Source organism: Rhizobium leguminosarum, assembly GCF_019798305.1.
Taxonomy (GTDB): Bacteria; Pseudomonadota; Alphaproteobacteria; order Rhizobiales; family Rhizobiaceae; genus Rhizobium; species Rhizobium leguminosarum_U.
This window is the reverse complement of sequence record NZ_JAAXDD010000006.1, coordinates 345,518-366,526: the sequence shown is the minus strand read 5'-3', so window position 1 is coordinate 366,526 and position 21,009 is coordinate 345,518. Positions and strand designations below refer to the sequence as shown.

At 57.9% G+C, this 21,009-nt stretch carries 25 protein-coding genes and 8 pseudogenes; 19 read left to right on the top strand and 14 right to left on the bottom strand.

Annotated features, from left to right (window positions below; genetic code table 11):
* Positions 1-76, bottom strand: a pseudogene (locus tag HFO99_RS33430) (IS6 family transposase); the annotation flags it as partial.
* Between the two features lie 56 nt (positions 77-132).
* Positions 133-228: pseudogene (locus HFO99_RS33425) on the bottom strand (hydrogenase); the annotation flags it as partial.
* 547 nt (positions 229-775) lie between these two features.
* On the opposite strand from HFO99_RS33425, the gene HFO99_RS13625 reads away from it, so the two are divergent.
* From HFO99_RS13625 to HFO99_RS13610, 4 genes are all read left to right on the top strand, one after another.
* Complete coding sequence (locus HFO99_RS13625) at positions 776-1,783, top strand: site-2 protease family protein (protein WP_261323135.1); 1,008 nt, start codon at positions 776-778, stop codon at positions 1,781-1,783.
* Between the two features lie 359 nt (positions 1,784-2,142).
* The gene (locus HFO99_RS13620; RefSeq protein ID WP_222251729.1) at positions 2,143-2,382 is read left to right on the top strand and encodes a DUF4167 domain-containing protein; all 240 of its coding nucleotides are present in this window, start codon (positions 2,143-2,145) and stop codon (positions 2,380-2,382) included.
* Between the two features lie 315 nt (positions 2,383-2,697).
* Positions 2,698-3,024, top strand: a complete 327-nt coding sequence (locus HFO99_RS13615; protein ID WP_261323134.1) for a hypothetical protein — start codon at positions 2,698-2,700, stop codon at positions 3,022-3,024.
* Between the two features lie 450 nt (positions 3,025-3,474).
* Positions 3,475-3,726 carry a hypothetical protein gene (locus tag HFO99_RS13610; RefSeq protein WP_222361718.1) on the top strand — a complete coding sequence of 84 codons (252 nt, stop codon included), beginning with the start codon at positions 3,475-3,477 and terminating at the stop codon, positions 3,724-3,726.
* A 266-nt stretch (positions 3,727-3,992) separates the two neighbouring features.
* Here HFO99_RS13610 and HFO99_RS13605 read toward each other — a convergent pair whose 3' ends face one another.
* Together HFO99_RS13605 and HFO99_RS13600 are read right to left on the bottom strand one after the other, a co-directional pair.
* Entirely contained in the window at positions 3,993-4,439 is a 447-nt protein-coding gene (locus HFO99_RS13605; protein WP_222334521.1) for a hypothetical protein, read from the bottom strand.
* Between the two features lie 216 nt (positions 4,440-4,655).
* The gene (locus tag HFO99_RS13600) at positions 4,656-4,820 is read right to left on the bottom strand and encodes a ferritin-like domain-containing protein (RefSeq protein WP_261323133.1); all 165 of its coding nucleotides are present in this window, start codon (positions 4,818-4,820) and stop codon (positions 4,656-4,658) included.
* A gap of 622 nt (positions 4,821-5,442) precedes the next feature.
* On the opposite strand from HFO99_RS13600, the gene HFO99_RS13595 reads away from it, so the two are divergent.
* The 5 genes and pseudogenes from HFO99_RS13595 to HFO99_RS13575 all read left to right on the top strand — a co-directional run bounded on the left by HFO99_RS13595 (position 5,443) and on the right by HFO99_RS13575 (position 7,262).
* Complete coding sequence (locus HFO99_RS13595) at positions 5,443-5,682, top strand: hypothetical protein (protein ID WP_020486284.1); 240 nt, start codon at positions 5,443-5,445, stop codon at positions 5,680-5,682.
* An 18-nt stretch (positions 5,683-5,700) separates the two neighbouring features.
* Positions 5,701-6,165, top strand: a complete 465-nt coding sequence (locus tag HFO99_RS13590) for a YbhB/YbcL family Raf kinase inhibitor-like protein (RefSeq protein ID WP_222251725.1) — start codon at positions 5,701-5,703, stop codon at positions 6,163-6,165.
* A gap of 15 nt (positions 6,166-6,180) precedes the next feature.
* Positions 6,181-6,512 (top strand): annotated as a pseudogene (locus tag HFO99_RS13585) (four-helix bundle copper-binding protein).
* Positions 6,513-6,748: 236 nt separating this feature from the next.
* Positions 6,749-6,937, top strand: a complete 189-nt coding sequence (locus tag HFO99_RS13580) for a DUF3008 family protein (RefSeq protein ID WP_222334520.1) — start codon at positions 6,749-6,751, stop codon at positions 6,935-6,937.
* Positions 6,938-6,992: 55 nt separating this feature from the next.
* Positions 6,993-7,262, top strand: a complete 270-nt coding sequence (locus tag HFO99_RS13575; RefSeq protein WP_222334519.1) for a hypothetical protein — start codon at positions 6,993-6,995, stop codon at positions 7,260-7,262.
* A gap of 302 nt (positions 7,263-7,564) precedes the next feature.
* Here HFO99_RS13575 and HFO99_RS13570 read toward each other — a convergent pair whose 3' ends face one another.
* Together HFO99_RS13570 and HFO99_RS13565 are read right to left on the bottom strand one after the other, a co-directional pair.
* Positions 7,565-7,783: a hypothetical protein gene (locus tag HFO99_RS13570; RefSeq protein ID WP_222361716.1), complete on the bottom strand. Its 219-nt coding sequence runs from the start codon at positions 7,781-7,783 to the stop codon at positions 7,565-7,567.
* 79 nt (positions 7,784-7,862) lie between these two features.
* Positions 7,863-8,428: pseudogene (locus HFO99_RS13565) on the bottom strand (NuoB/complex I 20 kDa subunit family protein).
* 313 nt (positions 8,429-8,741) lie between these two features.
* On the opposite strand from HFO99_RS13565, the gene HFO99_RS13560 reads away from it, so the two are divergent.
* The 3 genes from HFO99_RS13560 (at position 8,742) to HFO99_RS13550 (ending at position 9,830) form a co-directional block, all read left to right on the top strand.
* Positions 8,742-9,023, top strand: coding sequence for a hypothetical protein (locus tag HFO99_RS13560; RefSeq protein WP_222361714.1), 282 nt, complete (start codon positions 8,742-8,744; stop codon positions 9,021-9,023).
* Between the two features lie 42 nt (positions 9,024-9,065).
* Positions 9,066-9,359 carry a hypothetical protein gene (locus HFO99_RS13555; protein ID WP_222361713.1) on the top strand — a complete coding sequence of 98 codons (294 nt, stop codon included), beginning with the start codon at positions 9,066-9,068 and terminating at the stop codon, positions 9,357-9,359.
* Positions 9,360-9,560: 201 nt separating this feature from the next.
* Positions 9,561-9,830, top strand: a complete 270-nt coding sequence (locus HFO99_RS13550) for a hypothetical protein (protein WP_222299792.1) — start codon at positions 9,561-9,563, stop codon at positions 9,828-9,830.
* 65 nt (positions 9,831-9,895) lie between these two features.
* Here HFO99_RS13550 and HFO99_RS13545 read toward each other — a convergent pair whose 3' ends face one another.
* Positions 9,896-10,126 carry a hypothetical protein gene (locus HFO99_RS13545; protein WP_222361711.1) on the bottom strand — a complete coding sequence of 77 codons (231 nt, stop codon included), beginning with the start codon at positions 10,124-10,126 and terminating at the stop codon, positions 9,896-9,898.
* A 1,056-nt stretch (positions 10,127-11,182) separates the two neighbouring features.
* On the opposite strand from HFO99_RS13545, the gene HFO99_RS13540 reads away from it, so the two are divergent.
* From HFO99_RS13540 to HFO99_RS33920, 4 genes are all read left to right on the top strand, one after another.
* Complete coding sequence (locus HFO99_RS13540; protein ID WP_261323132.1) at positions 11,183-12,127, top strand: NADP-dependent oxidoreductase; 945 nt, start codon at positions 11,183-11,185, stop codon at positions 12,125-12,127.
* 156 nt (positions 12,128-12,283) lie between these two features.
* Entirely contained in the window at positions 12,284-12,487 is a 204-nt protein-coding gene (locus tag HFO99_RS33930; protein ID WP_409994936.1) for an epoxide hydrolase N-terminal domain-containing protein, read from the top strand.
* Between the two features lie 3 nt (positions 12,488-12,490).
* Entirely contained in the window at positions 12,491-12,721 is a 231-nt protein-coding gene (locus tag HFO99_RS33925; RefSeq protein WP_409994934.1) for a hypothetical protein, read from the top strand.
* Positions 12,669-13,178: a hypothetical protein gene (locus HFO99_RS33920; protein WP_409994933.1), complete on the top strand. Its 510-nt coding sequence runs from the start codon at positions 12,669-12,671 to the stop codon at positions 13,176-13,178. Before HFO99_RS33925 ends, HFO99_RS33920 begins: the two co-directional genes overlap by 53 nt.
* Here HFO99_RS33920 and HFO99_RS13525 read toward each other — a convergent pair.
* From HFO99_RS13525 to HFO99_RS13510, 4 genes and pseudogenes are all read right to left on the bottom strand, one after another.
* Positions 13,165-13,299, bottom strand: a pseudogene (locus HFO99_RS13525) (DUF1236 domain-containing protein); the annotation flags it as partial. The gene HFO99_RS33920 and the pseudogene HFO99_RS13525 sit on opposite strands and share 14 nt — an antisense overlap.
* A pseudogene (locus tag HFO99_RS13520) lies at positions 13,280-13,429 on the bottom strand (SOS response-associated peptidase family protein); the annotation flags it as partial. The pseudogenes HFO99_RS13520 and HFO99_RS13525, both read right to left, overlap by 20 nt.
* 99 nt (positions 13,430-13,528) lie before the next feature.
* Positions 13,529-13,768: a hypothetical protein gene (locus tag HFO99_RS13515; RefSeq protein ID WP_222334656.1), complete on the bottom strand. Its 240-nt coding sequence runs from the start codon at positions 13,766-13,768 to the stop codon at positions 13,529-13,531.
* A 114-nt stretch (positions 13,769-13,882) separates the two neighbouring features.
* Positions 13,883-14,383, bottom strand: coding sequence for a ferritin-like domain-containing protein (locus HFO99_RS13510; RefSeq protein ID WP_222361707.1), 501 nt, complete (start codon positions 14,381-14,383; stop codon positions 13,883-13,885).
* A 469-nt stretch (positions 14,384-14,852) separates the two neighbouring features.
* Here HFO99_RS13510 and HFO99_RS13505 point away from each other — a divergent pair, with 469 nt between their 5' ends.
* Positions 14,853-15,380, top strand: a complete 528-nt coding sequence (locus HFO99_RS13505; protein ID WP_222300162.1) for a sigma-70 family RNA polymerase sigma factor — start codon at positions 14,853-14,855, stop codon at positions 15,378-15,380.
* Positions 15,381-15,575: 195 nt separating this feature from the next.
* A pseudogene (locus HFO99_RS13500) lies at positions 15,576-16,378 on the top strand (SDR family NAD(P)-dependent oxidoreductase).
* A 58-nt stretch (positions 16,379-16,436) separates the two neighbouring features.
* On the opposite strand, the gene HFO99_RS13495 reads toward HFO99_RS13500, so the two are convergent.
* On the bottom strand, positions 16,437-17,537 hold the full coding sequence (locus tag HFO99_RS13495; protein ID WP_222361706.1) for a flavodoxin family protein: 1,101 nt from the start codon (positions 17,535-17,537) through the stop codon (positions 16,437-16,439).
* 174 nt (positions 17,538-17,711) lie between these two features.
* Here HFO99_RS13495 and HFO99_RS13490 point away from each other — a divergent pair, with 174 nt between their 5' ends.
* On the top strand, positions 17,712-19,109 hold the full coding sequence (locus tag HFO99_RS13490; protein WP_222361705.1) for a cytochrome P450: 1,398 nt from the start codon (positions 17,712-17,714) through the stop codon (positions 19,107-19,109).
* Between the two features lie 44 nt (positions 19,110-19,153).
* Here the strand turns inward: HFO99_RS13490 and HFO99_RS13485 are convergent.
* A pseudogene (locus HFO99_RS13485) lies at positions 19,154-19,911 on the bottom strand (TIGR04290 family methyltransferase).
* A 33-nt stretch (positions 19,912-19,944) separates the two neighbouring features.
* Positions 19,945-21,000, bottom strand: coding sequence for a UDP-glucuronic acid decarboxylase family protein (locus HFO99_RS13480; protein WP_222361702.1), 1,056 nt, complete (start codon positions 20,998-21,000; stop codon positions 19,945-19,947).
* Positions 21,001-21,009: the final 9 nt, after the last annotated feature.

Below are 21,009 nucleotides of genomic sequence, written 5' to 3'. Positions count from 1 at the left end.
AGTACAGCCAGACCGCACGGGCGATAATCTGCGGTGGAAAGCGGTGGTTCTTGTAGCTGATGGTCGGTTCGCTCATCCCCGCCAAATTATCCGCCAACCTTTAAGCCACAGACAACGTGACATCACCCTGCCAAGAGCGTGCATCTCCAGTTCGCAGCCATTGCAGGAGCCGGCGTCGACGGCGCGGATCGATAGGCTGCGGCCGAGATGCCGGCGGGCAGGTTGTTCCTGGATGCCGCCGACCGCAACATCGGCGGCGAAATCACCCTCATTGCGATTGCCCGTAGATCCTTGCCCGCCGCCTGGCTGCTTCGGATGCCTGACTGTCGTATATGTCCTTAATGCGGAACTTCAACTGCCGCTGTGTGTTTCCTGCAGATGCCTGACAACGACTTCGTGTACATTGGGATATCTCGGCACTTGCATCGCTGCGAACGCGCATTCGCGGCTTTGAATGGCCGCGCGAGGCTGCCGGCAGCGGTGGCGTTACGGCTGTGATCCCGACTTCCTGTGCCGTTTTGTACCCATTGGGCAGATAACTGCGATGCCGAGGCCGGCGAGGGCGTGCTCAACCGTCATCAGCAGCTGCTCGCCGAGGTCGCGCCGAAGATGCGGCAGTTGACGGGAACTCTGCGGTGAATCCCGTGAATCAGCGCGGGTCTCGATGGAGATATTCTCAGTAGGCGTTTGTACTTCCTGGATTGCCGGGTCAATTTGCCGTTTTACAGCCAGGGATTGCGTCTGAAATCTTCATGAGAACGGAAGGGAGTGCCTGATGGGTTGGTCCTTCAAGATCGGAGCGGTCGGCGGTACGGTGATACGCGTTCATATCACCTTCGCGCTCCTGCTCGTCTGGATATGGCTTGCGCATTATCGGGTCGGCGGCGCGCCGGCGGCCTGGCAGGGCATTGCCTTCATCCTATCCGTCTTTGCCTGCGTCGTGTTACACGAGTTCGGCCATATTGTCGCTGCACGCTACTTCGGGATCAAAACGCCGGATATTACCTTGCTGCCAATAGGGGGTGTCGCCCGTCTTGAGCGCATGCCCGAAGAACCACATCAGGAACTGCTGATTGCCATCGCCGGTCCGCTCGTCAATCTGGCGATCGCCGGGCTGATCGTTCTCGTGCTCGGCGCATCGGTGGGCGTGGAGCAGATCATCGAAGTCGATGACCTGAAGATCGGCTTCCTCACGAGGCTCGCCGGCGTCAACATCTTTCTGGTATTCTTCAACATGATCCCCGCCTTTCCGATGGACGGGGGCCGGGTGCTGCGTGCCGCTCTCGCTTCGCATCTTACCTGGTCGCGTGCGACACAGATTGCCGCTATGATCGGCCAGGGGCTTGCGTTCGTCTTTGGTTTCATCGGTCTCTTTTATAACCCGCTGCTGATCTTTATCGGTATTTTCGTCTATCTCGCCGCGGCGGCGGAGGCGCAGAATGCGCAGATCCGCGAGATCTCCGGCAGCGTTCTGATCAGCGATGTCATGGTCACCAAATTCGCAAGGCTCGATCGTTTAGCGAGTATCGACGAGGCAATCGAGATGCTGCTTGCGACAACACAACGCGAATTTCCAGTGGTCGATTCTGTCGGCCGTTTTGAAGGTCTCCTGACGCGTGACGGCATGATCCGTGGCTTGAAGGACAAAGGCCCCAACATGCCGGTCGTAAGCGCAATGCGCGTCGATATTCCAAAAATCCATCATCGCAAGAGCCTGGAAGAGAGCCTGCGATTGATGCAGCAGGGAAATGTGCCGGCCATCGCCGTTGTAGACGAGGGATGAGGCGTCGTGCGCCAGAAAAGGCACACTGTTGATGTGTGGCTTTAATTCATCGCCATTCTTCGGGCCGCTGGCCATTTCAGTCCGAAACAAAGCAGCCAAGTTTGGTCTTGTCGCTTGTGGGCATGTGCAACGTTTCTGAACTGAAACGGTAATTGCACTAAGATGCTTCCTGATGATCGGCCGAACCAGGCGCTTTCCGGCTCAAGCTTTTAGGAAACTGCTCATCATCGGTTTCAGCCGCGAAAAGTCGCCCGGGATTGTCGCGGTCAAAGCGACGGCCGCGCTCTCGGCGTCTTCTACTGTCTCGCCCCATATTCATAACCAAGGAGCAAGCCACGTCGCTGGTTTGAAAACACACAATGAACAGACCGCAATCCCCTAATATTCGCTTGAAAAAAACACCCGCAAACACCGGCTCTCAAAGGTCTTCCCGTATGGCCGGAAACGCAAAACAGCGTTATGAGCATTATCTCGCTCTTGCCCGCGAAAAAGCTTTATCCGGTGATCGGATCGAAGCCGAAAACTACTATCAGCATGCAGAGCATTATTTCCGCAGCGCCGCGGCCATTGAGCCAGCCGCACAGGAAACAAGTCTGTAGTGGCGAGCACCACGCCCGCTTTTGCCCGATGCGACCGGCTCCGGCGGAAGCCTGCCTGAACAGCGCGTCCATCAGGGTCAAACTCCGCTTTCGTCTTGCCGAACGGGCGCCGTATGGCGGCGAAAGCACGCATATTGCTGAGCTTTTGGAACGGTCGCGTTTTTGCGGAGTTTCGACCTAAGCTGCGGCGGCGCTAAGGCTACCGTCGCCAGCGAACAATAACCTGTGAGAAGCCGTGCCGCGGTGCCTACGTGGGCTAGCACGGCGATAGACGACTAACGAGCGGCCTCGTTGGAACCGAAAGGGAGAATGATGATGGCCAGGAATGCAAAACAGGAACTGGTGAATTTCGTTGTCAGGCGTGCGCTCGATCCGGTCATGAAGGCAAAGCCGGACGGTCGACCGGCGGCTGAGAGACGCAGGTTGGAACATGTCCAGGACGCGACCCGATCGGAGATCGAGCGCTATCGCGGCTACGGTTCTGCGCAGGAGGTCGTCGTCAACTTTCGGCGCGACCTTAATTCACCTGCCGCCGAGAAAGTTCATGCAGAACTCAAGGCACTGCACCTGCCGACCATCAACGACATCGAGGACGAGTTCGATGCAAAGGTGGAAGACCTTGGGGTTCAGGTTTCCTCCTAGCCTCCGGCCGGGTCGGAACATGCCTTTTCGCTCGTGTCGCAGGCCGCCTTCTGCGTCGTATGAAGTTTGATGTGCGGCTGGAAAAGTGTGCGCCCTGGCAAGTTCGACTGCGCTGTAGCAGGTCCCGATATGGTGTGCATTTCTCGGAGATGGCTCTGAGCGCGCGGAGAATTATGGTGTCGCTGGATGCGGGACCTTCTTGGTTCTCGGCAGCGATCGTGTGAAGGACGAGATCGACATTCTGGACCATGTCTTCGAAGCGGTCGTCCGGATCGGCACCACTTGCTGCAGCGGACTGTGCCGGTGCAGCCGCGATTCGCAAGCCAGCGTGGCAATAATCTCGTCCTGCTTCGGCGATCGCCCGTTCTGGATCGGGCGTGGCGGGTGATAACTCCTTCGCCGACTCTATCCGCTGAGCGTGCTTACTTCTCCAATGAATGCGGACCAAAAATGAACGACCCTATTTGGACCGATGTATTTAATTCGATAGCCGTGGCCGCGCGCTTTTCCCGTAAAGCTGTTTGCGCCCATCAGGTCTGTTGTGAAGCCATCCTCATCTGCGTTTGTCATTTCGGCGAAATTCGCTTTAACCAATTCACGCCACTCTCCGAAGTAGCAACGACCTGCCAGATGCGCTCGGCGGTCTTTTCCACCCGTAAATCCATTTGCCGAAATCATTTGCCGAAATTGTTGCGCTGCTAAGAGATCGGGACTTACGGCGCGCCGGCCCGTTCGCGATGTCCTCTCCCTCCGTTTGCCAATATTCTCACAATAACGCCTTCGGCGGCCAGACGCCGTTCACTGAAAGTGATTGCCATGAAGTGGCCGTCTCATGACGCTCGACCACATCGGCTTCTGGCGCGCCATTCTCTCAACAATCGTCGGGCTGGCCAATGTAAACCCAAACCGGCCTCCAACGTCTGCCTTCGTGTCGTCGCTAATTTCAACGGCGCTTCGAACAAATGGACCTATCGCACGAAAAAGTTTCGCAGCCTGGCCAAAATGCTTTGCCGATCGCCTGCGGCGATCAGTGCACGGACATGACGGGCGGCCGTCGCGGCGCTGACCGTCGCCCCGAAGTGGCAGTAGCAGAGGAGTCTATGCAACTGGTTGTCACTCAGTTCGAAGAACCGCTGGGCTTCGCCGTAGCTGTCGTTCTCCAGCCCGGCTGCTCGCAGCACCGGGTCGGCAAACGCCACCGAGATCGGCGAATGGTCGGCGCGCATGATCGCACGCTCCCCGGCCGGCTGATATTCCGTCTGATGCAGGGTTGAAAGTGCATGATGTTGACTGCGCTCCAGCAGTTCCGCCCAGCGTTCAAGGCGTTCGCGGCGCGACATTGCCGGTGCCGGACGCGGGTAGTCGAGATTGATGCTGGCGACGGTCTGCAGTTGTTCAAGGGCATGGTGCTTCATCGAAGCCTCCTTTTCGGACGATAGCTGGTCCAAGCATCTGGGACATATTCCCAAATTGAGCGTGACTTCGACGCGCGATCAAGTGACGGAGATTTTTTGTCGCGCTTCAATTTCCTCTTCGGACGAGAGCTGGAACTCACTCCTGCCGTTTGCGCCCGCCAACGGGCGACTTAGGATGCGTTCAGGCTGCCGACTGCGTCGACCCGTTCTAATGCATCAACCAGAATGGATGGCCTGGTCGGTATGCGCCGTCGGGTCGGCTCCGTATTTCTGCAAGAGCGACAGGAGACGTCCTTTTTGGATCTCGGTCTGTTCGCGGTGATGGACCAGCGCCTCCTTTAAGGCCGGATGCGACGCCGCCTCGGCCATCTTGCCCTTCAACGCTTGCAAGCTCCTGAAGTTCGGCAAGATACATAAACTGCTGATCTACATCACGAGGAGCCTTTCGCCAGCACCGATTGGGATGTTTTGAGCTACCAAACCCAGTTGTCGGCTGAAGGTTCCGATAAAATTCCAGGTTAATGCGAGCACTTCAAGATTGCCGCGTCGGATTCCACAGGGCTCCCTGTTCAAACACTGCTTCGCTGCATGCCTGCAATCTCATCAGGGCACTTTTATTGAGGGATTTGACGGTTTGGCATGGCTTTTCTCCTGCTTCGTTGCTGGCTGTCGCCCAACAGGCGACAATTTAAGAAAACCACCGGTCCGCAAAGATATTCCGGGAGCAAACGAGAAAGATGCGTGCCGCAAATAACCGCAAATCAAAGTCCGTCGGCAAAGCTGTGACAGGTCGCCCGGGGACAAGAGCCGAATGTATCTACGGCATGATAATCCGAGAGTGCCCCGCAGAAACCGAGGCACCATTTTTCCAACCCCAAGGGAACAATGAGAAAGCCGGCAGGTTCGACTATGCGATTAGAAAAGTCGAGCCGTCCACAGCGATCGGCCGCGGGCAAATTCACCGAATTGCAAGGCATACGCCTGCTAAGGAAGGAGAAATATCATGACGGGCAGAAAGACTCATGAGCAACAACTTCGCGTTATCGAAAAACGCGAGAAAACCGCAAATGCCGACGAGGCGTTCGACGCGGCGGCAGATCTGCATCGAAATGAACAGGCAAGGGAAGCCTATCGAAAAGGAACCGACCTGAAGGCCGACCCAGATCTTCGGAGTGAAGATCGGAACATGGTCCGTGGCCTCAATCAGGAAAGCGGACACAAAAAAGGAAGCGGCTCTTCCTGACAAGGAAAGGAAAATGTCATGGCTTTGACATTGATCAGCAAGGCCTTTGCGCAAGATCAACCAATCCCCAGCAAATATGCGCGGGCGGGCGAGAATCTTTTTCCGCCGCTCGCCTGGAGCGGCGCCCCCGATGAAACCAGAAGCTTTGCTCTGGTCGTCGAGGATCCGGACGCTCCAAACGGCACTTTCCGTCACTGCGGTATTGCCAATATCCCGGCGCAATGGACTGCGCTTGCCGAAAGCGCCGACACAGCGCCGGAGCGGGCGCCGCGGTTTTATAAGAACGATTTCGGCAATGCCCGCTACGATGGCCCGCAACCGCCGCCCGGCGATCGCCCTCATCGCTACATCTTCCGCCTTGCCGCCCTCGATGTGCCGAAGCTCTCGATCCCGGATGCCGCCGGCATAAGCGCGATGTGGGCAGAGGCAAAGAAGCATGCACTGGAGGAGGCAAGCGTCACGGGCACGTACCAGACACAATAACCAAAGGAGATGACAATGCATTTGGACAGCAAGACGCAGCAATGCGTCGACAACTGCCTGCGCTGCCAGAGCATCTGCCTGTCCACGGCGATGAACTATTGCTGGAAGTCGGCGGCGAACATACCAAGCCAGAACATTTCAGGCTGATGATGGCCTGCGCCGAGATTTGCCGCACGTCGGCGCATTCTATGCTGATCGGTTCGAAGCACTATCCGCATGTCTGTCGCGAATGTGCGGAAATCTGCAGCGAATGCGCCGCCGATTGCGAGCGGATTGGCGACATGGCGGACTGCGTCGAGATTTGCCACAAGTGCGCCGAAAGCTGCCGGCAGATGGCGGCTGCGTAATATCGCCGCTCGCCGGAGCAACGTGAGGCGCAAAATGAGCGAAGACAAGAAAGCAGATCCTGAGAAAACAGAACCTCCGACATTAGCTAGCGGCTCAGGATGTCCGCCAGGGCGAAATCATCCTGAAGCACCGCTGGCAGCGCCTGGTATTCATCGGTGGCCTGGTGGCAGCGGTTCTCGTGATGCCGTTGCTGCGATTTGCCGGGTAAGCCGAAAGCTTGCGGAGGAGGTCCATAATGCCTGCGAAATCAAAATCCCAGCAAATGGCCGCCGGCGCGGCCCTTGCCGTGAAGCGCGGCGAAAATAAGAAGAGCGAATTGAAAGACGCTTCCAAAAGCATGGTCGACTTCATGAGCGAGAAGGAGCTTCGCGACATGCCATCCACCAAGCGGAAAGGAAAGCCGGCGCACGCCTCGAAGTCGTGAACGGGCGGCGTGCCTCATCGGCGCTTCCGGTTCTATAGGAGAAAAGGAGCATGAGATGCGTACGTTTCGACGATATCGGAGAGGCGAGGCGGGTATCGGCTCGATTGTCATCAAGTTCTATCACTCGGGCGACCAGATCAGAGGATATATCAGGAAGGTCACCGACCCCGAGCAGGAGGATACCGTTTTCTCAAGCGAGGAACTGCAGGTGGACGATGCGTTTCTGATGGCCGAGAACAAGCACAGGGAAGCGCCCGACACGCCCATCTTCGTCGAGCTTGCGGAAGGTATACGTTGGAATCCTGCCTGGGGCAAATTGATTTGATGCCAAGGAATTGCCGGCAATGGGTTTCAGGAGAAAGGCGGACCTGTGAATACACACTACAGCTGGATTGTCGTCATTCTTCTGCGCGTTGTGCCTTTAGTCTGACAGATGGATTTGCCTCCAGCGCTAAACTTGATCCCGACCTCGGGCGGTGAAACCATTGTCGACGTGGTGGATAGAGCCAACGATGTTGCGGGCTGGCGAGAAACGCTACAAACAAGCGCCCCGACATCGGCGGGGGTTCCGTAGCGAGGCATGGTAGGCCTCCCAAACGATCAGCCAAAGTCCATAGGGCCAGACGATCAAGGTGTCTCATCATCGACCTCCAACAGATCGACTAGCTCCGCCACTTTTCCCGCCGGCAGTCTTCGCCCTTCATTCAGCAGCGCTTCGTCAGCATTCACCCAAGCCCAGGCTTCGGCCAGATCCCGAACGGAAGCCCCTGTTGCCAGGATATCGGCAACCAAGGTTTCGTCGACGGGTCCGAGAACGGCAATTACGTCTTCAGAAGATAAGTCCATGGAACGGCCTCCTTTCGGGGCTCCCGAGAATCAACCTGCCCCCGCGAAGTTGCGATGTCCTACGTGAACAGCTTCAGGATCAGCGTTCGATCGAACCGGTGCGGCGAATTTTTCTTTGAAGCAGCATCACGCCGTAGAGAAGCGCCTCGGCCGTCGGCGGACAGCCGGGCACGTAGATATCGACCGGAACGATACGGTCACAGCCGCGGACGACAGAGTAGGAATAGTGGTAATAGCGCCGCCATTGGCGCACGAGCCCATGGAAATGACATAGCGCGGTTCCGGCATCTGGTCCTAGACTTTTCGGAGTGCCGGGGCCATTTTGTTGCACACCGTGCCGGCGATGATCATCGTATCCGACTGACGCGGGCTGCCACGCGGCGCAAAGCCGAACCTTTCGGCATCATAGCGCGGCATCGCCATCTGCATCATCTCGATCGCGCAGCAGGCAAGCCCGAATTGCATCCACATCAATGAACCCGTGCGCGCCCAGGTGATCAGCTTATCGGCAGACGTGACCAGAACGCCCCTGTCGGGCAATTCGTCATTCAGCTCGAAAAAATAGGGATCGGGAACAGCAGGGCTAACTCCTGTTTCAAAAACATTCTTTGCAGCGGGTGGTATCAAGGGCTCGCGACGTTGCATGGGAAATCCATCCTCGCTGACGAGACAGCAGTCCAATGCATGGAAACAGCAGAGGTTCCATCAGAACGGCGATTCTCGTCCGAGTTTTTTGGCTGGTGCACAGCGGCTTCGCGACAATCTGGAGCGATGGACGCGGTATGAAAATCTGTGTGCCTTTCATCGAGCCAGACGCGGTTTTTAGCTTGCACGCCAGGATCGACCGAGACCATCTGCCGCTGCACTCAAGTCGACGTGAAGGATGACACCTGAACGCTAGTTTGGAACATCCCCGCCTCCAGTATGTTTTCACCAGAAATGAAACAAGGAGGGACAGATGCTCTCCATTGAAACAAGGATTGTCGATTGGGCCAAGCGGATATGCGTGATGTGTGCCGACGGGCTTCTATCAGCATCAGCTCTTGCCCAAGCGCCCACCAATCAGTCGGATCGCTGCCAAGCGCCGGATCCGCAGCAGAACCAAAATACGACTACGGCGGAAGACAATTCACAGCCGGCAATTAAACCCGACACTGAAAAATATCCGATTGCAATGGCGTTTAAAGCCGCCTTGGACCGGCGACAGCGATCTCGTCGAGCCCGCGCCACCGGTCGGTGATACGCCGGTGATCCGGCCAGACGAGATTCCGCAAAAACAGCTGTGAGCATAGCTGAACTGGAGTTCGCGATGAGTCCTGACGATGAGAAAGCCGGCAAGTTCGAATGGATCGTACCACAGGACGCAGGAGATATCCGCCATCTTTCCATCGATGGAAACTATGTCGGTTCGATTGCCCGCAACACCGAAAATCCCTCAGCGCAGCATCAGTGGAGTTGGCGCGTGACCATTGGCGATAGCATCGATCGCAATATGCCGTTGGCCGGGCAGGCGGACGATGAGCAGGCCGCCAAGAAGGCCGCGGAAGAAGCTTATTCGCGGGCAAGACTTGTGTGACTGCCGGTGAAAGCCGGCTGAGCGCTTTCTTGTACTGGCGAAATACAGCCACGTGCGGCAAAATGGGCGGCGGCATCCATCCCAGGGCCTTCTCTCTTGATCGGCTCTGTGAAGAATTTTGATCCTGCTTGCCGCCATAGACATGACACTGGAACAAATCTTCCAAGCTGTCGTTCGCCGACCAATGAAGGAATACGCCAAATGAGCGACATGGCAGATGAAACGGAAGCGCGGTTGAACGCCCACCGCCGGCTCTTTGTGTCACTGATCACAATTATCGCCGGTGATCCAAAGTTTCATCAGGCGCTGGAATCGCTGGCGCACGAAAATGAAACCGTCGGCGATCAGGAAGAAGATCCCGGTGCCGAACCGAGCAGGGCTTTCGCCATTCAGGGCCTGGCGAACGACGAAATCCGTGCAATTCTCAAAGATGCCTTCGCACGGGCGCTTGCCCGGAAGCGAAGCCGGTGACTGCAAGAGATGGAAATTTGAATCCGATATGCGGAAGCGGTCGAATTGAACGGCCTTACGCAAACCTACATCGCCGGCACGAACTTCCAGAACATACCCTCGTAGCGTTCCGGATAATATTTGAATTCGCATTCGAAGCGTCGGCCATACGCTTCGGCATTGTCGAGAGCAATCTTGCTGACAGGGTTCATCCCCGTCCCCGGGGCGAACCAGTCCTCGATCATATCCTCGGGTACGTAGGCACCGATTCTGAGCGGAAGCTTCGTCAGCACGTCGTCCATTTCTTCGGGAGGCATCGTCTTTCCAAATTCTAACATTGCTTCCGATCGACCTCCGACAGTGCATTGTGCCTGCGTTATATCGGAACGGCGAGCTAGGGATCGAGCCGGCGGGACGTTCCTGTCCGTCGGCTGAAGGCTTTCACTGGGCGCTCGCTGCCGAAATCAATGTCGATGCTCGATCATGATCGCCCAAAGGCGATCGTACGTTTTTCCACGAAGCCAACGCGATCCAACGAGCAGCGGAGCCGCCAGATCGCGTCGCTCGCTCTTGGCCATGACGGCTGACGCCGTCGTACGGCCGAGCTTTAGTTCAGACCGGCAAATATGAATTCACATCGAGTCGCTGTGCCTCGGGATTTGGTGGCCCGGCACCGCAATTAAACTAATTGAAAGAGAAGTTGTTCCTCGATCCGCGGGACCAGCGCGTGGAAGGAGGCAAACAGAAGTTTACAGGCTGTTAGGAAGGCCGTTGATGAATTGCTGGGCAAAATAGCGGCTTGCTTGTTTGCGCCGGCGCTGCCTGGAACATTCCATTGATCGCCGCGAGTGGCCTTTTACATGTGATTAACGTGCCTCGCCTCCTTCAGCGGTATAAACTCTTCAGCGCCCAACAGGATGGTCACAGGGCAGCACGACTGGCTTTCCTTGCGGATCCCCGCCTCTTCGTAGGCGAGATTGAGATGAGGCATTTTGATGTATTTCGTCATGAGCGTGAAACAAAATATGTCCAACAGGAGTTTCAAAGCTCGTCGCGGTGCAGCGGCCGAGCACGTCCATCCAGATGCCAAGCGGCTAGTCTTGCGGGTTCTGGGGCTAACCACCGGAGGTGGCGTTGGTTCCTGTACCTGGCGTTGCATGAAAACATGTTTCGGCCGCTTGTGACGCCATGGAAGGAACATAAGGGTGACGGTGCTCAACGACAGATCAGAAGTCGAAAGGCGAGCACCGCGGGAATCGCGCTGAAAGCCACGACAAGCCGGCCGAGATCTCACGAAGCAGCCAGGCGGCGGGGCAAGGATCCGCATCGCGGGCAATCGCAATCCTGAATATGATGGCGAAGGAGATGGAAAGATGCTGACGATGAAGGAGGTTCGGATCCACGCATTCGGTGGTCCTGAAGTTTTATCCATTGACGATGTGCCGCGCCCGCAACCGCACGATGACGAAGTGCTCTTGCGGGTCGTGGCGAGCAGCGTCAATCCCGTCGATTACAAGATCAGATCCGGCCAGTACGGCGGTGGTCGACAGGACAACTTGCCGATCGCCCTTGGCCGCGACGTCTCCGGCGTCGTTGAACTGTGCGGGACGCGGGCGCACACGCTCAAAAAAGGGGATCCGATCTTCGCCATGCTCGGCCACGATCGCGGCGGCCAAGCCGAATTCGTAGTCGTCAAGGCAACGGAAATGGCCGCAAAGCCGGACAATACCGATCATCTGCAGGCGGCTTCCGTTCCACTCGCGGGGCTGACCGCTTGGCAGGCACTTTTCGACCACGGGAAGCTCAAGGCTGGCCAGAGGGTGTTGGTCCACGGTGGGGCGGGTGGCGTTGGCCACTTCGCCATTCAGTTTGCCAAAGCCAAGGGTGCGTGCGTCGCAACCACAGTGTCCAAGGGCGATCTCGAGTTCGCACGTTCGCTGGGGGCCGATCAGGTTGTGGACTACAAGAACGAACGGTTCGAAGATCTCGTCGAGCCTGTGGACCTTGTGCTGGATTTGATTTCCGGCGAAACGCAGGATCGTTCATGGGCCGTCTTGAAGAAGGGTGGGATCCTCGTCTCGACCTTGTCGGAGCCTTCAAAGGAAAAGGCGCGAAAAAGGCAAGCAAATGGGGTTCGTTTCATGGCGCAGCCGAATGCCGCCCAGCTTGCTGAAATCGGCAAGCTGATCGTCGAAGGCAAAGTTCGGCCGCATATCGATGCCGTCTTCGATCTGACGGAGGTGGGCAAGGCCGAGGCGCGACTGGAAAAGGAACATGTCCGCGGAAAGATCGTGCTGCAGGTATCATCACCGGTGTGACGCGAAAGACGCCGGTTAAATTGGAACAAACGTTCAGCGGAACGGTTGGGCGGCCGTAATTAGAAAATGGAGGATTTCCTTCATGCAATTCCGTGAAGCCATGACCCGCGACGTTCGCGTTGCCCGTCCGCAGCAGTCAATGCATTGAAGGCGCGGGTGCAATCATATCGATTGCCTGACCAGCCGGATGATTGCGATTGGTCCTACGGCTGTGATCCCCAAACCCTGCGCGAATTCTGCGCCTATTGGGTTGACCGCTACGATGTTGATGCGATGGTCAGAAATCTCAATCGCTACCCGCAGTTCACGACGGAAGTTAATGGGATGAGGCTTCATTGGGAAAGCGCCCTCTGCTCCTGATCCATGGCTGGCCCGGCTCGACCAACGCAGATCTGCGTGCTTGGGCAGGCGGGATCGCCGCGTGACGTCCTGTGCCAAGCACGATGCTTCTATGCCCTCATGCTCGGGGACCCGGATGCACCCTCGGCTTTCCGCCACTGGTGGGTGTTCGACATTCCAAAGGATCGTCGCCACCTGGCACGTGGCCGATCTTCGAGCGCCAACACCGAAAGCCTGCCCCCACGCCGCCAATGATTTCGGCAATCAACGGTACTATGGGCCGAGCCCGCCAGAAGGCGATTCTCCGCGCAGCTACCGCTTCCGGCTCGCCGCTCTCGACGCACCGACACTTGGCATCGGCGATTCACCCGACGTCGGAACCATATGGGAGGCGACGCGGAGCACATCTTGGCTGAAGCGGAGCTGGTCGCAACCTACGCTACGAAAGCGTAGAGCGTGGTCTCAGCCAAGGATGCACCGGTGGCAGAAGCGAAAGAAGGCGGAAAATGCCCGACTATCGACCCTTGCGCGATCAGATCGTCCGATGTGCAGATCAGGCGCGGCGGCGTGGTCAGGAAAATCAAAGCCCTATGCAGCGCCGCCCCTGGTGCGGGCGACGCGGCGGTCGATCCCATGTAGCCGTGCTCTCGTGCCTGGCGGCGTCCGGCGGCGCGCAAGACGCCGCCGGGACATGCCTGTTAGGCCTCGATGATGTATACGATCTCAAGAGTATCGGGATCGACGATGACGATCCGACCATCCGCAAGGATGAAGAAGCGGTAGTCTTCATACTGCGGAACGATCTTCACGATGCGGGGCGGCAGTGGTTGAAGGATTTGGATCAGGAGAAAGCCAGCGCTCATAATCCTTTTGAGGGAGGATGACCGGCATTCGTTCACAGATAGTCGCCATCATCTCATTCGACGGGCAGGTGATGACAGCGAAGGTGCGGATATCGATGCCAACTCAGGCTCCGCCTCAATGCCCCCAAAGCGTAAGTTCCATAAATTCCTGTTATGCCACGCCCAGCTGTCCATCGTCGATCGATTGCGTTTTGGTCAATTAAGCGCCTATCGACGTATGCATCTGCCCGCAGACCGCAAGGCTCTCACGCATCGCCTTCACCCGCATTTCGGCATCTTCAAATGAATAGGCCCAGATCTTGGCAGACCAAGTCGATAGGCCCATCTCGTATTCAAGTGCGAAGAGATACATTACCTGCCCGTGGTCGTCCGTTCGGACGAATTGAGCGTCAGGCCGTTCGCGCATGTCGCGGAGTTTATCGAAACTGATTACGCTCATATCGAACTCATCCAGCACTGGGGCATGATGGCTTCCCGTCTATCGCCGAGACCGGGTGCAACAGCCGAACGATGAACGGCCGCCATGAGGCGGCCGTGAAGGCGCGTTGCCGTATCAGGCCGCTCGCTTTCCCTTGGCGTTTGCTGAGGACTCGGCAATCTGCGTGAGTTTCTTGTCGGTCGCCTCTTCTTCCGCAAGCGTTGCCTGCAGCAGCGGGACGGCGTCCTTGAGGCCGAGTTGCTTTGCCCATGCGATCAACGTGCCATAGCGGGCGATCTCATAATGCTCGACGGCCTGCGCAGAAGAGATCAGGCCGGCATCGAGGGCAAGCGTCCCCTTGAACTCCTCCATAATTTCATCAGCTTCGGCGATGATGCCTTGAATGGCTTCGCAGGTCTTGCCGCGTGCCGGCTTGCCGATGATTTCAAACACCTGCTCAAGACGTTCGACCTGGGCTTGCGTCTCGTCCCGATGCTGCAGGAAACCGGCCCTGCCTTCCTCCGACTGGGCGGCGCGGGCCATTTTCGGCAGGGCCTTCAGGATCTGTTTTTCGGCGTAGTAAATGTCCTTGAGCGTGTCGAGGAACAGATCGTTCAGGGTCTTCTCGGTTGCCATTGAGTCCTCCTATGGCGTGTTGATAAAAGAGCTCTCGCTGGGTCGAACGTTTCAGCGCGGAGATGACGCCCCGATATCGGAGGCGGCACCTCGGTCCGGCCAAGGACGAGACCGACTAGTGGGTCGCCGTCGGCGACAGTTCAAACATTTGTCGCCGTTTGTTGTTCCTCACTTCCCCGTTTTTTCGCGACGTTTGGCCCGGTACACACGGAACTCTTCGAATAACGTGAATGTTATCAATGTAGTGCGGCATCGCGCAGGAACGATTTTTACCGGATCGTCGTTCCGAGTCCGATCGTGTCGCCTTCAGCGATGCCTTTGGACGATCCGCAACCGGTTCCCGGCATCTTCCGTGCGTTCTGTGGCTTTGGAAGAGGCCTGCCGATGAGCGAAACGAGATGTTTGTCCGATATCGCACAGCAACGATCCGGCAGTTCGGGACTTTCCTTCTCATCTCAGGAGAGAAAAAATGACGTCTCTATCCTCACCACGTCCTGCGTCACATTGCGAAGAAACATCCCAAATCGAGCTCGAGATCGTCGAACTGACACCCGCGTTGCGCGCCTTTGCCCGAAGATTCCTGCGCAGTGAGGACGACATCGATGATCTCGTGCAGGAAACGCTGCTGAAAGCGTTTAATTCAATTCATCTCTACCATCCCGGCACTTCTCTCAAATCCTGGCTCTTCACAATCCTTCGAAATACGTTCTGCAGCAACTATCGCCGGCGGCAGCGTGAGCCGGTCGGAATGGACGTGACGATGGAGCAAGTCGCAATCGCCCCGAGCCAGGAATGGGCGCTTCGCGAGCGCGAGCTGCAACAGGCGCTGACCCGCCTCTCCGACGACAGACGCCGTGCGCTAACGCTGGTGGCGGCCGGAACGAGCTATGAAGATGCCGCCAAGATCTGCGGCTGCCGGGTTGGCACCTTGAAAAGCCGCGTCAGCCGCGCCCGCGAAACCCTGCAGTCGCTGCTGGGGAACCAACTCATCGACTGATCGCGCTTCTGTTACCACCAGCCGCCGATCAGCAATCATCATACAGCCGTTCTTTTATACGGCTGAACATCGGGAGCCAAATGGCGCATCCGCCGGGCTCTCGCATCACAGTTCGAGACGCCGTCCTTCGCCGGAACCTACCTTCTCTTTTGAGGTTCGGTGGCTTCAGCTTTTTCCGAACTCTAGGAGACAAACATGGATAGGAATGAACCTGGCAAAGGTCTCGCGGTGATCACCGGCGCCTCGACCGGGATTGGCTATGAACTTGCCAAATGCACCGCCCGGGAAGGTTATGATCTGATTATCGCCGCCGACGAGACACGCGTCCAACAGGCAGCGGCGAGCCTGACGGCGTTTGGCACTTCGGTCGAGGCGATCGAAACCGACCTTTCCACCGAAGACGGCGTCGACCGGCTGATGGAAGCCATCGAATCTTCCGGGCGTTCGGTCGATCTGCTGATGGCCAATGCCGGGCGCGGTCTCGGCAAGGGCTTCCTCGACCAGGATTTTGCGGAGGCCCGGAAAGTCGTCGATACGAATATCGTCGGCACCATCTATCTCGTCCAACAGATCGGCAACCTGATGCGCAGCCGCGGCGAGGGTCGAATTCTGCTCACCGGCTCCATCGCCGGCTTCATGCCTGGTTCCTACCAGGCCGTCTACAATGGCACGAAGGCTTTCATCAACAGCTTCTCCTTCGCATTGCGCGCGAGGAATTGAAGGATACGGGCGTGACCGTCAGCTGCCTCATGCCTGGCGCGACCGACACAGAATTTTTCAGGCGCGCCGACCTCATGGATACCTCGATCGGACAGACAAGGAAGGATGATCCCGCCGAGGTCGCCAAGATCGGCTTTGACGCCATGATGGACGGCGAGGGAGATGTCGTGAGCGGCTGGAAGAATAAGCTGCAGGCAGCCGTTGCCAATGTGACGCCGGCGAGCATTCTTGCGCATCAGCATGCCAAGATGGCTGAACCAGGTTCGGGCAAGGAGTAGATTATCCCGACGGGTCTAAGGAGATCGGCAATCACGTCTGGACCCGTCGAGCTGCCGCTCATTTCTCACGCGGCTGCTTCAACCGCCTTCCCGCCGTCACCATCTTGCCGTTGCGTCGTGACGTGATGCCTTCAAACAGCGTCCGGGCGGCATTGCGTACTTCCTCCTGAAAGGCTTCATCTCTTTCGAAGGCGTCGTGGCTGGTGGCGTAGGGCTCCCAATAGCCGATGTAGCGCCCGACCTCGGCCAAGGCTCCGGCCGGAATGAGGTCCATCGACGTCAGCCAGTTCGAAACGCTACGGCCGACATTCTCGACACCTTCGGTATCGCCGTGGACGACGACCGAAAACAGGCGGCCGGAAAGATGGCGAGGATAGTCCCATCCCTGCATCTCAAGCTCCTTCGCCTGTTTGGCATGTTTTCCATGCGTGCTTGTCGGATCCGGATTGCCGCCGTCGGCGCAGACAAGCCGGTCGATCATCAGTTTCAGCGGCGAGGGCGTCTGGTACCAGTTCACCGGGCTGACGATCATGATGCCATGGGCCTCAACCCACATCGGATAGATATCGTTCATCCAATCGTGGGTCTGTCCGAGCGAATAGTTCGGGTAACAGGAGCACGGCCAGTGACAGAGTGCGGCCGATGTCGAGAAGCACGCCTTGCACGGATGAATCTGTCGGCCATACTCGGACGCGATGCGACTGAGGTCGAGGACGGTGACGATGACGCCGGCGGCGGCAAACACCTCCTTGGCGATTTCGACCATCCGAAAACTTTTCGAAAGCTCGCCAGGACAGGTATGTTCGCTTCGCGACGAACCGTTGATGAGCAGGACGCGCGACGGCGCGCTCTCGTCCTCGAAGCGCGCTTGCGCAGCGCGGATTTCGTCTCTCGCCGCGAGCCAATCGACGGCGAGATCATAGTCGGGATCGGCAAAGCCCGGTCCGGCCTTCCTGGTTATCGGGCTCTTTCGCGAATAGGCATAAGCATCCCAGGCAGCCGCGGCGACTTTGCCGAGTTCGTCTTCCAGGATTTCGTACGCCCGGTCCTTGAACTGGCTCAGGAAACGCTTCTTGAATTCGCTCTCGTCGAGGCGAGGGCTCGGGCTGCCTTTTCGCGGTTCGAGGTCAGGGGTGGTTGCGGCTGGTTCGTCAGGCATGGGACCTCCACGCATTCATGCGCTCGAAACAACGCGGTGAGCCGGCTTCTGTTCCGCTGCCTCCAAGTTGCATCGTCTATCGAGGATCGGTGTTCAGGCCGGAACAATCGGCCGTTGTCCCGGTTCGGAAATAAAGCCGATCGGATATCCCATGCAGCAAGGGGCTTCGGGATCATGAATTCTCGCAACCAAGCCGTCTTTTCGAACGCAAGACTCGCCGGCTTCGTCCGGATAAATCGTGCCAGCTGGATCGACACATTGCGTGTGGTTGCGGCTGTCATGGTTCCGACGGCTGCCAAAGGTGTCATCATTCGCCGCCCGATCATGGAACGCCTGGCACAGCGGCAGGATCTGGACACGGGTGCTGTCAGTCAAATGCAGCGGCTGGTGAAGAAATATGGCAGGGCGCCTCTGCTGTTGCCTATCCCGTTCCGGCCGCAACTGCTGGTGCTCGACCCCTCCGACGTCTCGACGGTGCTCGAGTGTTCACCCCAGCCATTTGCCACGGCAACCTGGGAGAAGCGCGCCGCTCTTGCGCATTTCGAACCGAAAAACGTGCTGATCTCAGATGCCTCGCGGCGAGCCGAGCTTCGGCCGATCCATGAACATGCTTTGGCAAGCGCGGACCGGCTGCATCCATCTACGGCCCGCTTCAAGGCCATCGTTGATACCGAACTCCTGGAGGTTTTGAACGGCATCGGTTCCGACGGCCGGAACGAACTCGATTGGTCAGCTTTCACGCAAGCCTGGTTCCGGATTGTCCGCCGGATCGTACTCGGCGATCGCGCGCGCAACGACGTCACTTTGACCAAGACCTTGAACGACCTTCGAAGTCGGGCGAATTGGGCTTTTGCAGCTTCCATCGATCGGCGCAAGCTTCGGCAGTTTCAGCAGCAGCTGGGTCAATATCTGCGCCAGCCGGAGGAGGGCAGCCTGATCGGTCGGCTGCCGAAAGGCAGCGATTTCGATTTAGAAAATCAGGTGGCCCAATGGCTGTTTGCCTTCGACGCTGCTGGAATTGCCGTTTTCCGGACGCTTGCGCTGCTTGCCTGCCATCCGAGCTACTGGGCCAAAGCCGTTGACGAAGTTAAAGATCCCGAACTTGATCGTCCCTTCACGCGCAGTTGCCTGCTCGAGGCTCTGCGCCTCTGGCCGACGACACCCGTCATCCTCAGAGAGCTGACCGAGGATATCAAATCCGGCGACAGGACCGTGGCGCGCGGCACGGGCGTCATCATCTTCGCGCCCTTCTTTCACCGTGATCCCGAGCTGGCGTATGCAAACCGGATGGAACCAAGTATCTGGGGGCCCAACGACACCTTGCCGACAGTCGGATTCGTACCTTTCAGCGCTGGTGCTGCCATTTGTCCAGCCCACAATCTCGTACCGACGATTGCAAGCTTCGCCATCGGCGCGCTTTTGTCGGAGGCGGATATCACGCTGCTTCAACCGTCTCTGACGGTCGACAACCTGCCCGGCACCCTCAACCACTTCGATATTCGGCTACGGCTAAGCAGGCAGCGGGTTGGAGCCGGTGCGCCGCATGCTGCGGCAGGCTTTCCGCCTCATTGAAATCCATTCTTTGTCGCAATGGCGATCCGTAGAAGCGATAGTCTTTAGGTCTTAGCTGCCGGCGGCGGCTCAACTGCATAATGGCGTTGGCCTGGCCGGCACAAATAGACCTCCCGTTCCGGATGATCGTCGATTCGAAAGCCGGCGCTGCGCAGCATCGCCTCGACCGCCGCCTGGTTGGGAATGAACCAGTTTGTCGGATCGGACGCATAACGTTCCTCGACAAAGAAGAGCTTCGGATATTCTGGTCGAAGATGCTCCATTCGGAAAAGTCGTAATTTTTCCCAAGGTCGGGAATGCGCTCGTCGCCGCGCTGGAGGCATTGGAACAGCATCATGTCACCGACAGCGTGTTCATAGAGAAGATCCAGCGCCAGCAGGGGGTGGCGCAGGTGGTAGAGCACGCCCATGAAAATCACCAGATCGAATTTTTCACCCAGTTGGGCGACGTCATAGACCGACATCTGCCGGAACTCGATCTCCGCTCCCGCTTGTTCCGCCGCGAAGCGGGCCTGCGCCAGGTAGCGCAGGTCGGAATCGATGCCGACGACACGGGCGGCGTTGCGGCGTTTCATCTCGAGGGCATAGAAGCCGGCGTTGCAGCCGACATCGAGCACGGTGAGGCCGCTGAGATCGGCCGGCAGCACATGCTGGAACCCTTTCCATTTGAAGGTGGGATAATCTCCGAGGAAATGATCGGCCGCTGTCATGTGGCCGCCGATGTTCAAATTCTGAAACCACGGCCCGAGTTCCTGAATCCGCTTTTGCAGCTCCTGATCTCTCGTCGGCTGTGCTGCACCCATCTCGGCTCTCCTTTGTCATTCATCGCTCACACGTCAGACGCCGATCGCGGTGCGTCCGGTTTTTGCACGTTGCCGCCAGTTCGAGCGCCGCGTGACCCGTGCCCCATCGAAGCCGCCGTCAGGACGAGCCGTGGCGATGAACCAATCGGCCGTCAGGCGCAGACCTTCGGCAAGCGGGACCGTCGGCTGCCAGTCGAGAAGGTCTTTTGCCCGCGAAATGTCGGGCCGTCTGCGCTGCGGGTCGTCTTGCGGCAGCGGCTTGTGGACGACAATCGAAGTCGACGGCACCATGGCCATCACCATGTCGACCAGCTGGTTGATCGTGAATTCGCCGGGATTGCCGAGATTAACCGGGGCGGCCGGATTGGGATCGACATCCATCAGCACCATCAGACCTGCAACGAGGTCGCTGACGAAGCAGAAGGAGCGCGTCTGGTCGCCGCTTCCGTAAATCGTCAGCGGCGCGCCTGATATGGCTTGTACCAGCAGATTGGAGATGATCCGCCCGTCGCTCGGCTGCATACGTGGCCCATAGGTGTTGAAGATGCGGGCGACACGTGCGTCCACTTTGCCGGTCCGCAGCATATCGAAGCAAAGTGCTTCCGCCGCCCGCTTGCCCTCGTCGTAGCAGGCGCGCGGGCCTATGCAGCTGACATTGCCGCGGTAGTCCTCCGTCTGCGGATGCTGGACGGGATCGCCGTAGACCTCGCTCGTCGACGCCTGCAGAAACGAGGCGCGGTGCCGTTCGGCCAGCGAAAGCAGATTGCCGGTGCCGGCAACACAGGTCATCATCGTATGCACCGGGTCTGCCTGATACTGTGGGGGCGATGCGGCACAGGCGAGATTGTAGATCTGGTCTAAAGGCTCGTCGATTCTATCCAGATGGCAGATGTCCTTTTCGATCAGACGGAACTTCGGATGGTTGATCAGCGGCCGGATATTGTCCTGCGATCCGGTGATATAGCTGTCGACACAGATTACCCGATCGCCGCGGGCAAGCAGCGCATCGCATAAATGCGAGCCGACGAAACCGGCTCCTCCGGCGACAAGCACAGTCTTCACTCTTCCGTTTCGCGTCCTTTGCAGCATCATGCGTCT

What these genes read in the sequence shown, in the direction of transcription:
- HFO99_RS13550 (WP_222299792.1), top strand. Translation starts at nt 9,561, where the DNA reads ATGAGCGACATGGCAGATGAAACGGAAGCGCGGTTGAACGCCCACCGC.
- HFO99_RS13615 (WP_261323134.1), top strand. Translation starts at nt 2,698, where the DNA reads ATGGCCAGGAATGCAAAACAGGAACTGGTGAATTTCGTTGTCAGGCGT.
- HFO99_RS13625 (WP_261323135.1), top strand. Translation starts at nt 776, where the DNA reads ATGGGTTGGTCCTTCAAGATCGGAGCGGTCGGCGGTACGGTGATACGC.
- HFO99_RS13495 (WP_222361706.1), bottom strand. Translation starts at nt 17,537, where the DNA reads ATGCCTGACGAACCAGCCGCAACCACCCCTGACCTCGAACCGCGAAAA.
- HFO99_RS13515 (WP_222334656.1), bottom strand. Translation starts at nt 13,768, where the DNA reads ATGAGCGTAATCAGTTTCGATAAACTCCGCGACATGCGCGAACGGCCT.
- HFO99_RS13595 (WP_020486284.1), top strand. Translation starts at nt 5,443, where the DNA reads ATGACGGGCAGAAAGACTCATGAGCAACAACTTCGCGTTATCGAAAAA.
- HFO99_RS13605 (WP_222334521.1), bottom strand. Translation starts at nt 4,439, where the DNA reads ATGAAGCACCATGCCCTTGAACAACTGCAGACCGTCGCCAGCATCAAT.
- HFO99_RS13580 (WP_222334520.1), top strand. Translation starts at nt 6,749, where the DNA reads ATGCCTGCGAAATCAAAATCCCAGCAAATGGCCGCCGGCGCGGCCCTT.
- HFO99_RS13545 (WP_222361711.1), bottom strand. Translation starts at nt 10,126, where the DNA reads ATGCCTCCCGAAGAAATGGACGACGTGCTGACGAAGCTTCCGCTCAGA.
- HFO99_RS13620 (WP_222251729.1), top strand. Translation starts at nt 2,143, where the DNA reads ATGAACAGACCGCAATCCCCTAATATTCGCTTGAAAAAAACACCCGCA.
- HFO99_RS13490 (WP_222361705.1), top strand. Translation starts at nt 17,712, where the DNA reads ATGAATTCTCGCAACCAAGCCGTCTTTTCGAACGCAAGACTCGCCGGC.
- HFO99_RS13540 (WP_261323132.1), top strand. Translation starts at nt 11,183, where the DNA reads ATGCTGACGATGAAGGAGGTTCGGATCCACGCATTCGGTGGTCCTGAA.
- HFO99_RS33925 (WP_409994934.1), top strand. Translation starts at nt 12,491, where the DNA reads ATGGCTGGCCCGGCTCGACCAACGCAGATCTGCGTGCTTGGGCAGGCG.
- HFO99_RS13570 (WP_222361716.1), bottom strand. Translation starts at nt 7,783, where the DNA reads ATGGACTTATCTTCTGAAGACGTAATTGCCGTTCTCGGACCCGTCGAC.
- HFO99_RS13505 (WP_222300162.1), top strand. Translation starts at nt 14,853, where the DNA reads ATGACGTCTCTATCCTCACCACGTCCTGCGTCACATTGCGAAGAAACA.
- HFO99_RS13575 (WP_222334519.1), top strand. Translation starts at nt 6,993, where the DNA reads ATGCGTACGTTTCGACGATATCGGAGAGGCGAGGCGGGTATCGGCTCG.
- HFO99_RS13610 (WP_222361718.1), top strand. Translation starts at nt 3,475, where the DNA reads ATGAACGACCCTATTTGGACCGATGTATTTAATTCGATAGCCGTGGCC.
- HFO99_RS13590 (WP_222251725.1), top strand. Translation starts at nt 5,701, where the DNA reads ATGGCTTTGACATTGATCAGCAAGGCCTTTGCGCAAGATCAACCAATC.
- HFO99_RS13510 (WP_222361707.1), bottom strand. Translation starts at nt 14,383, where the DNA reads ATGGCAACCGAGAAGACCCTGAACGATCTGTTCCTCGACACGCTCAAG.
- HFO99_RS13560 (WP_222361714.1), top strand. Translation starts at nt 8,742, where the DNA reads ATGCTCTCCATTGAAACAAGGATTGTCGATTGGGCCAAGCGGATATGC.
- HFO99_RS13480 (WP_222361702.1), bottom strand. Translation starts at nt 21,000, where the DNA reads ATGCTGCAAAGGACGCGAAACGGAAGAGTGAAGACTGTGCTTGTCGCC.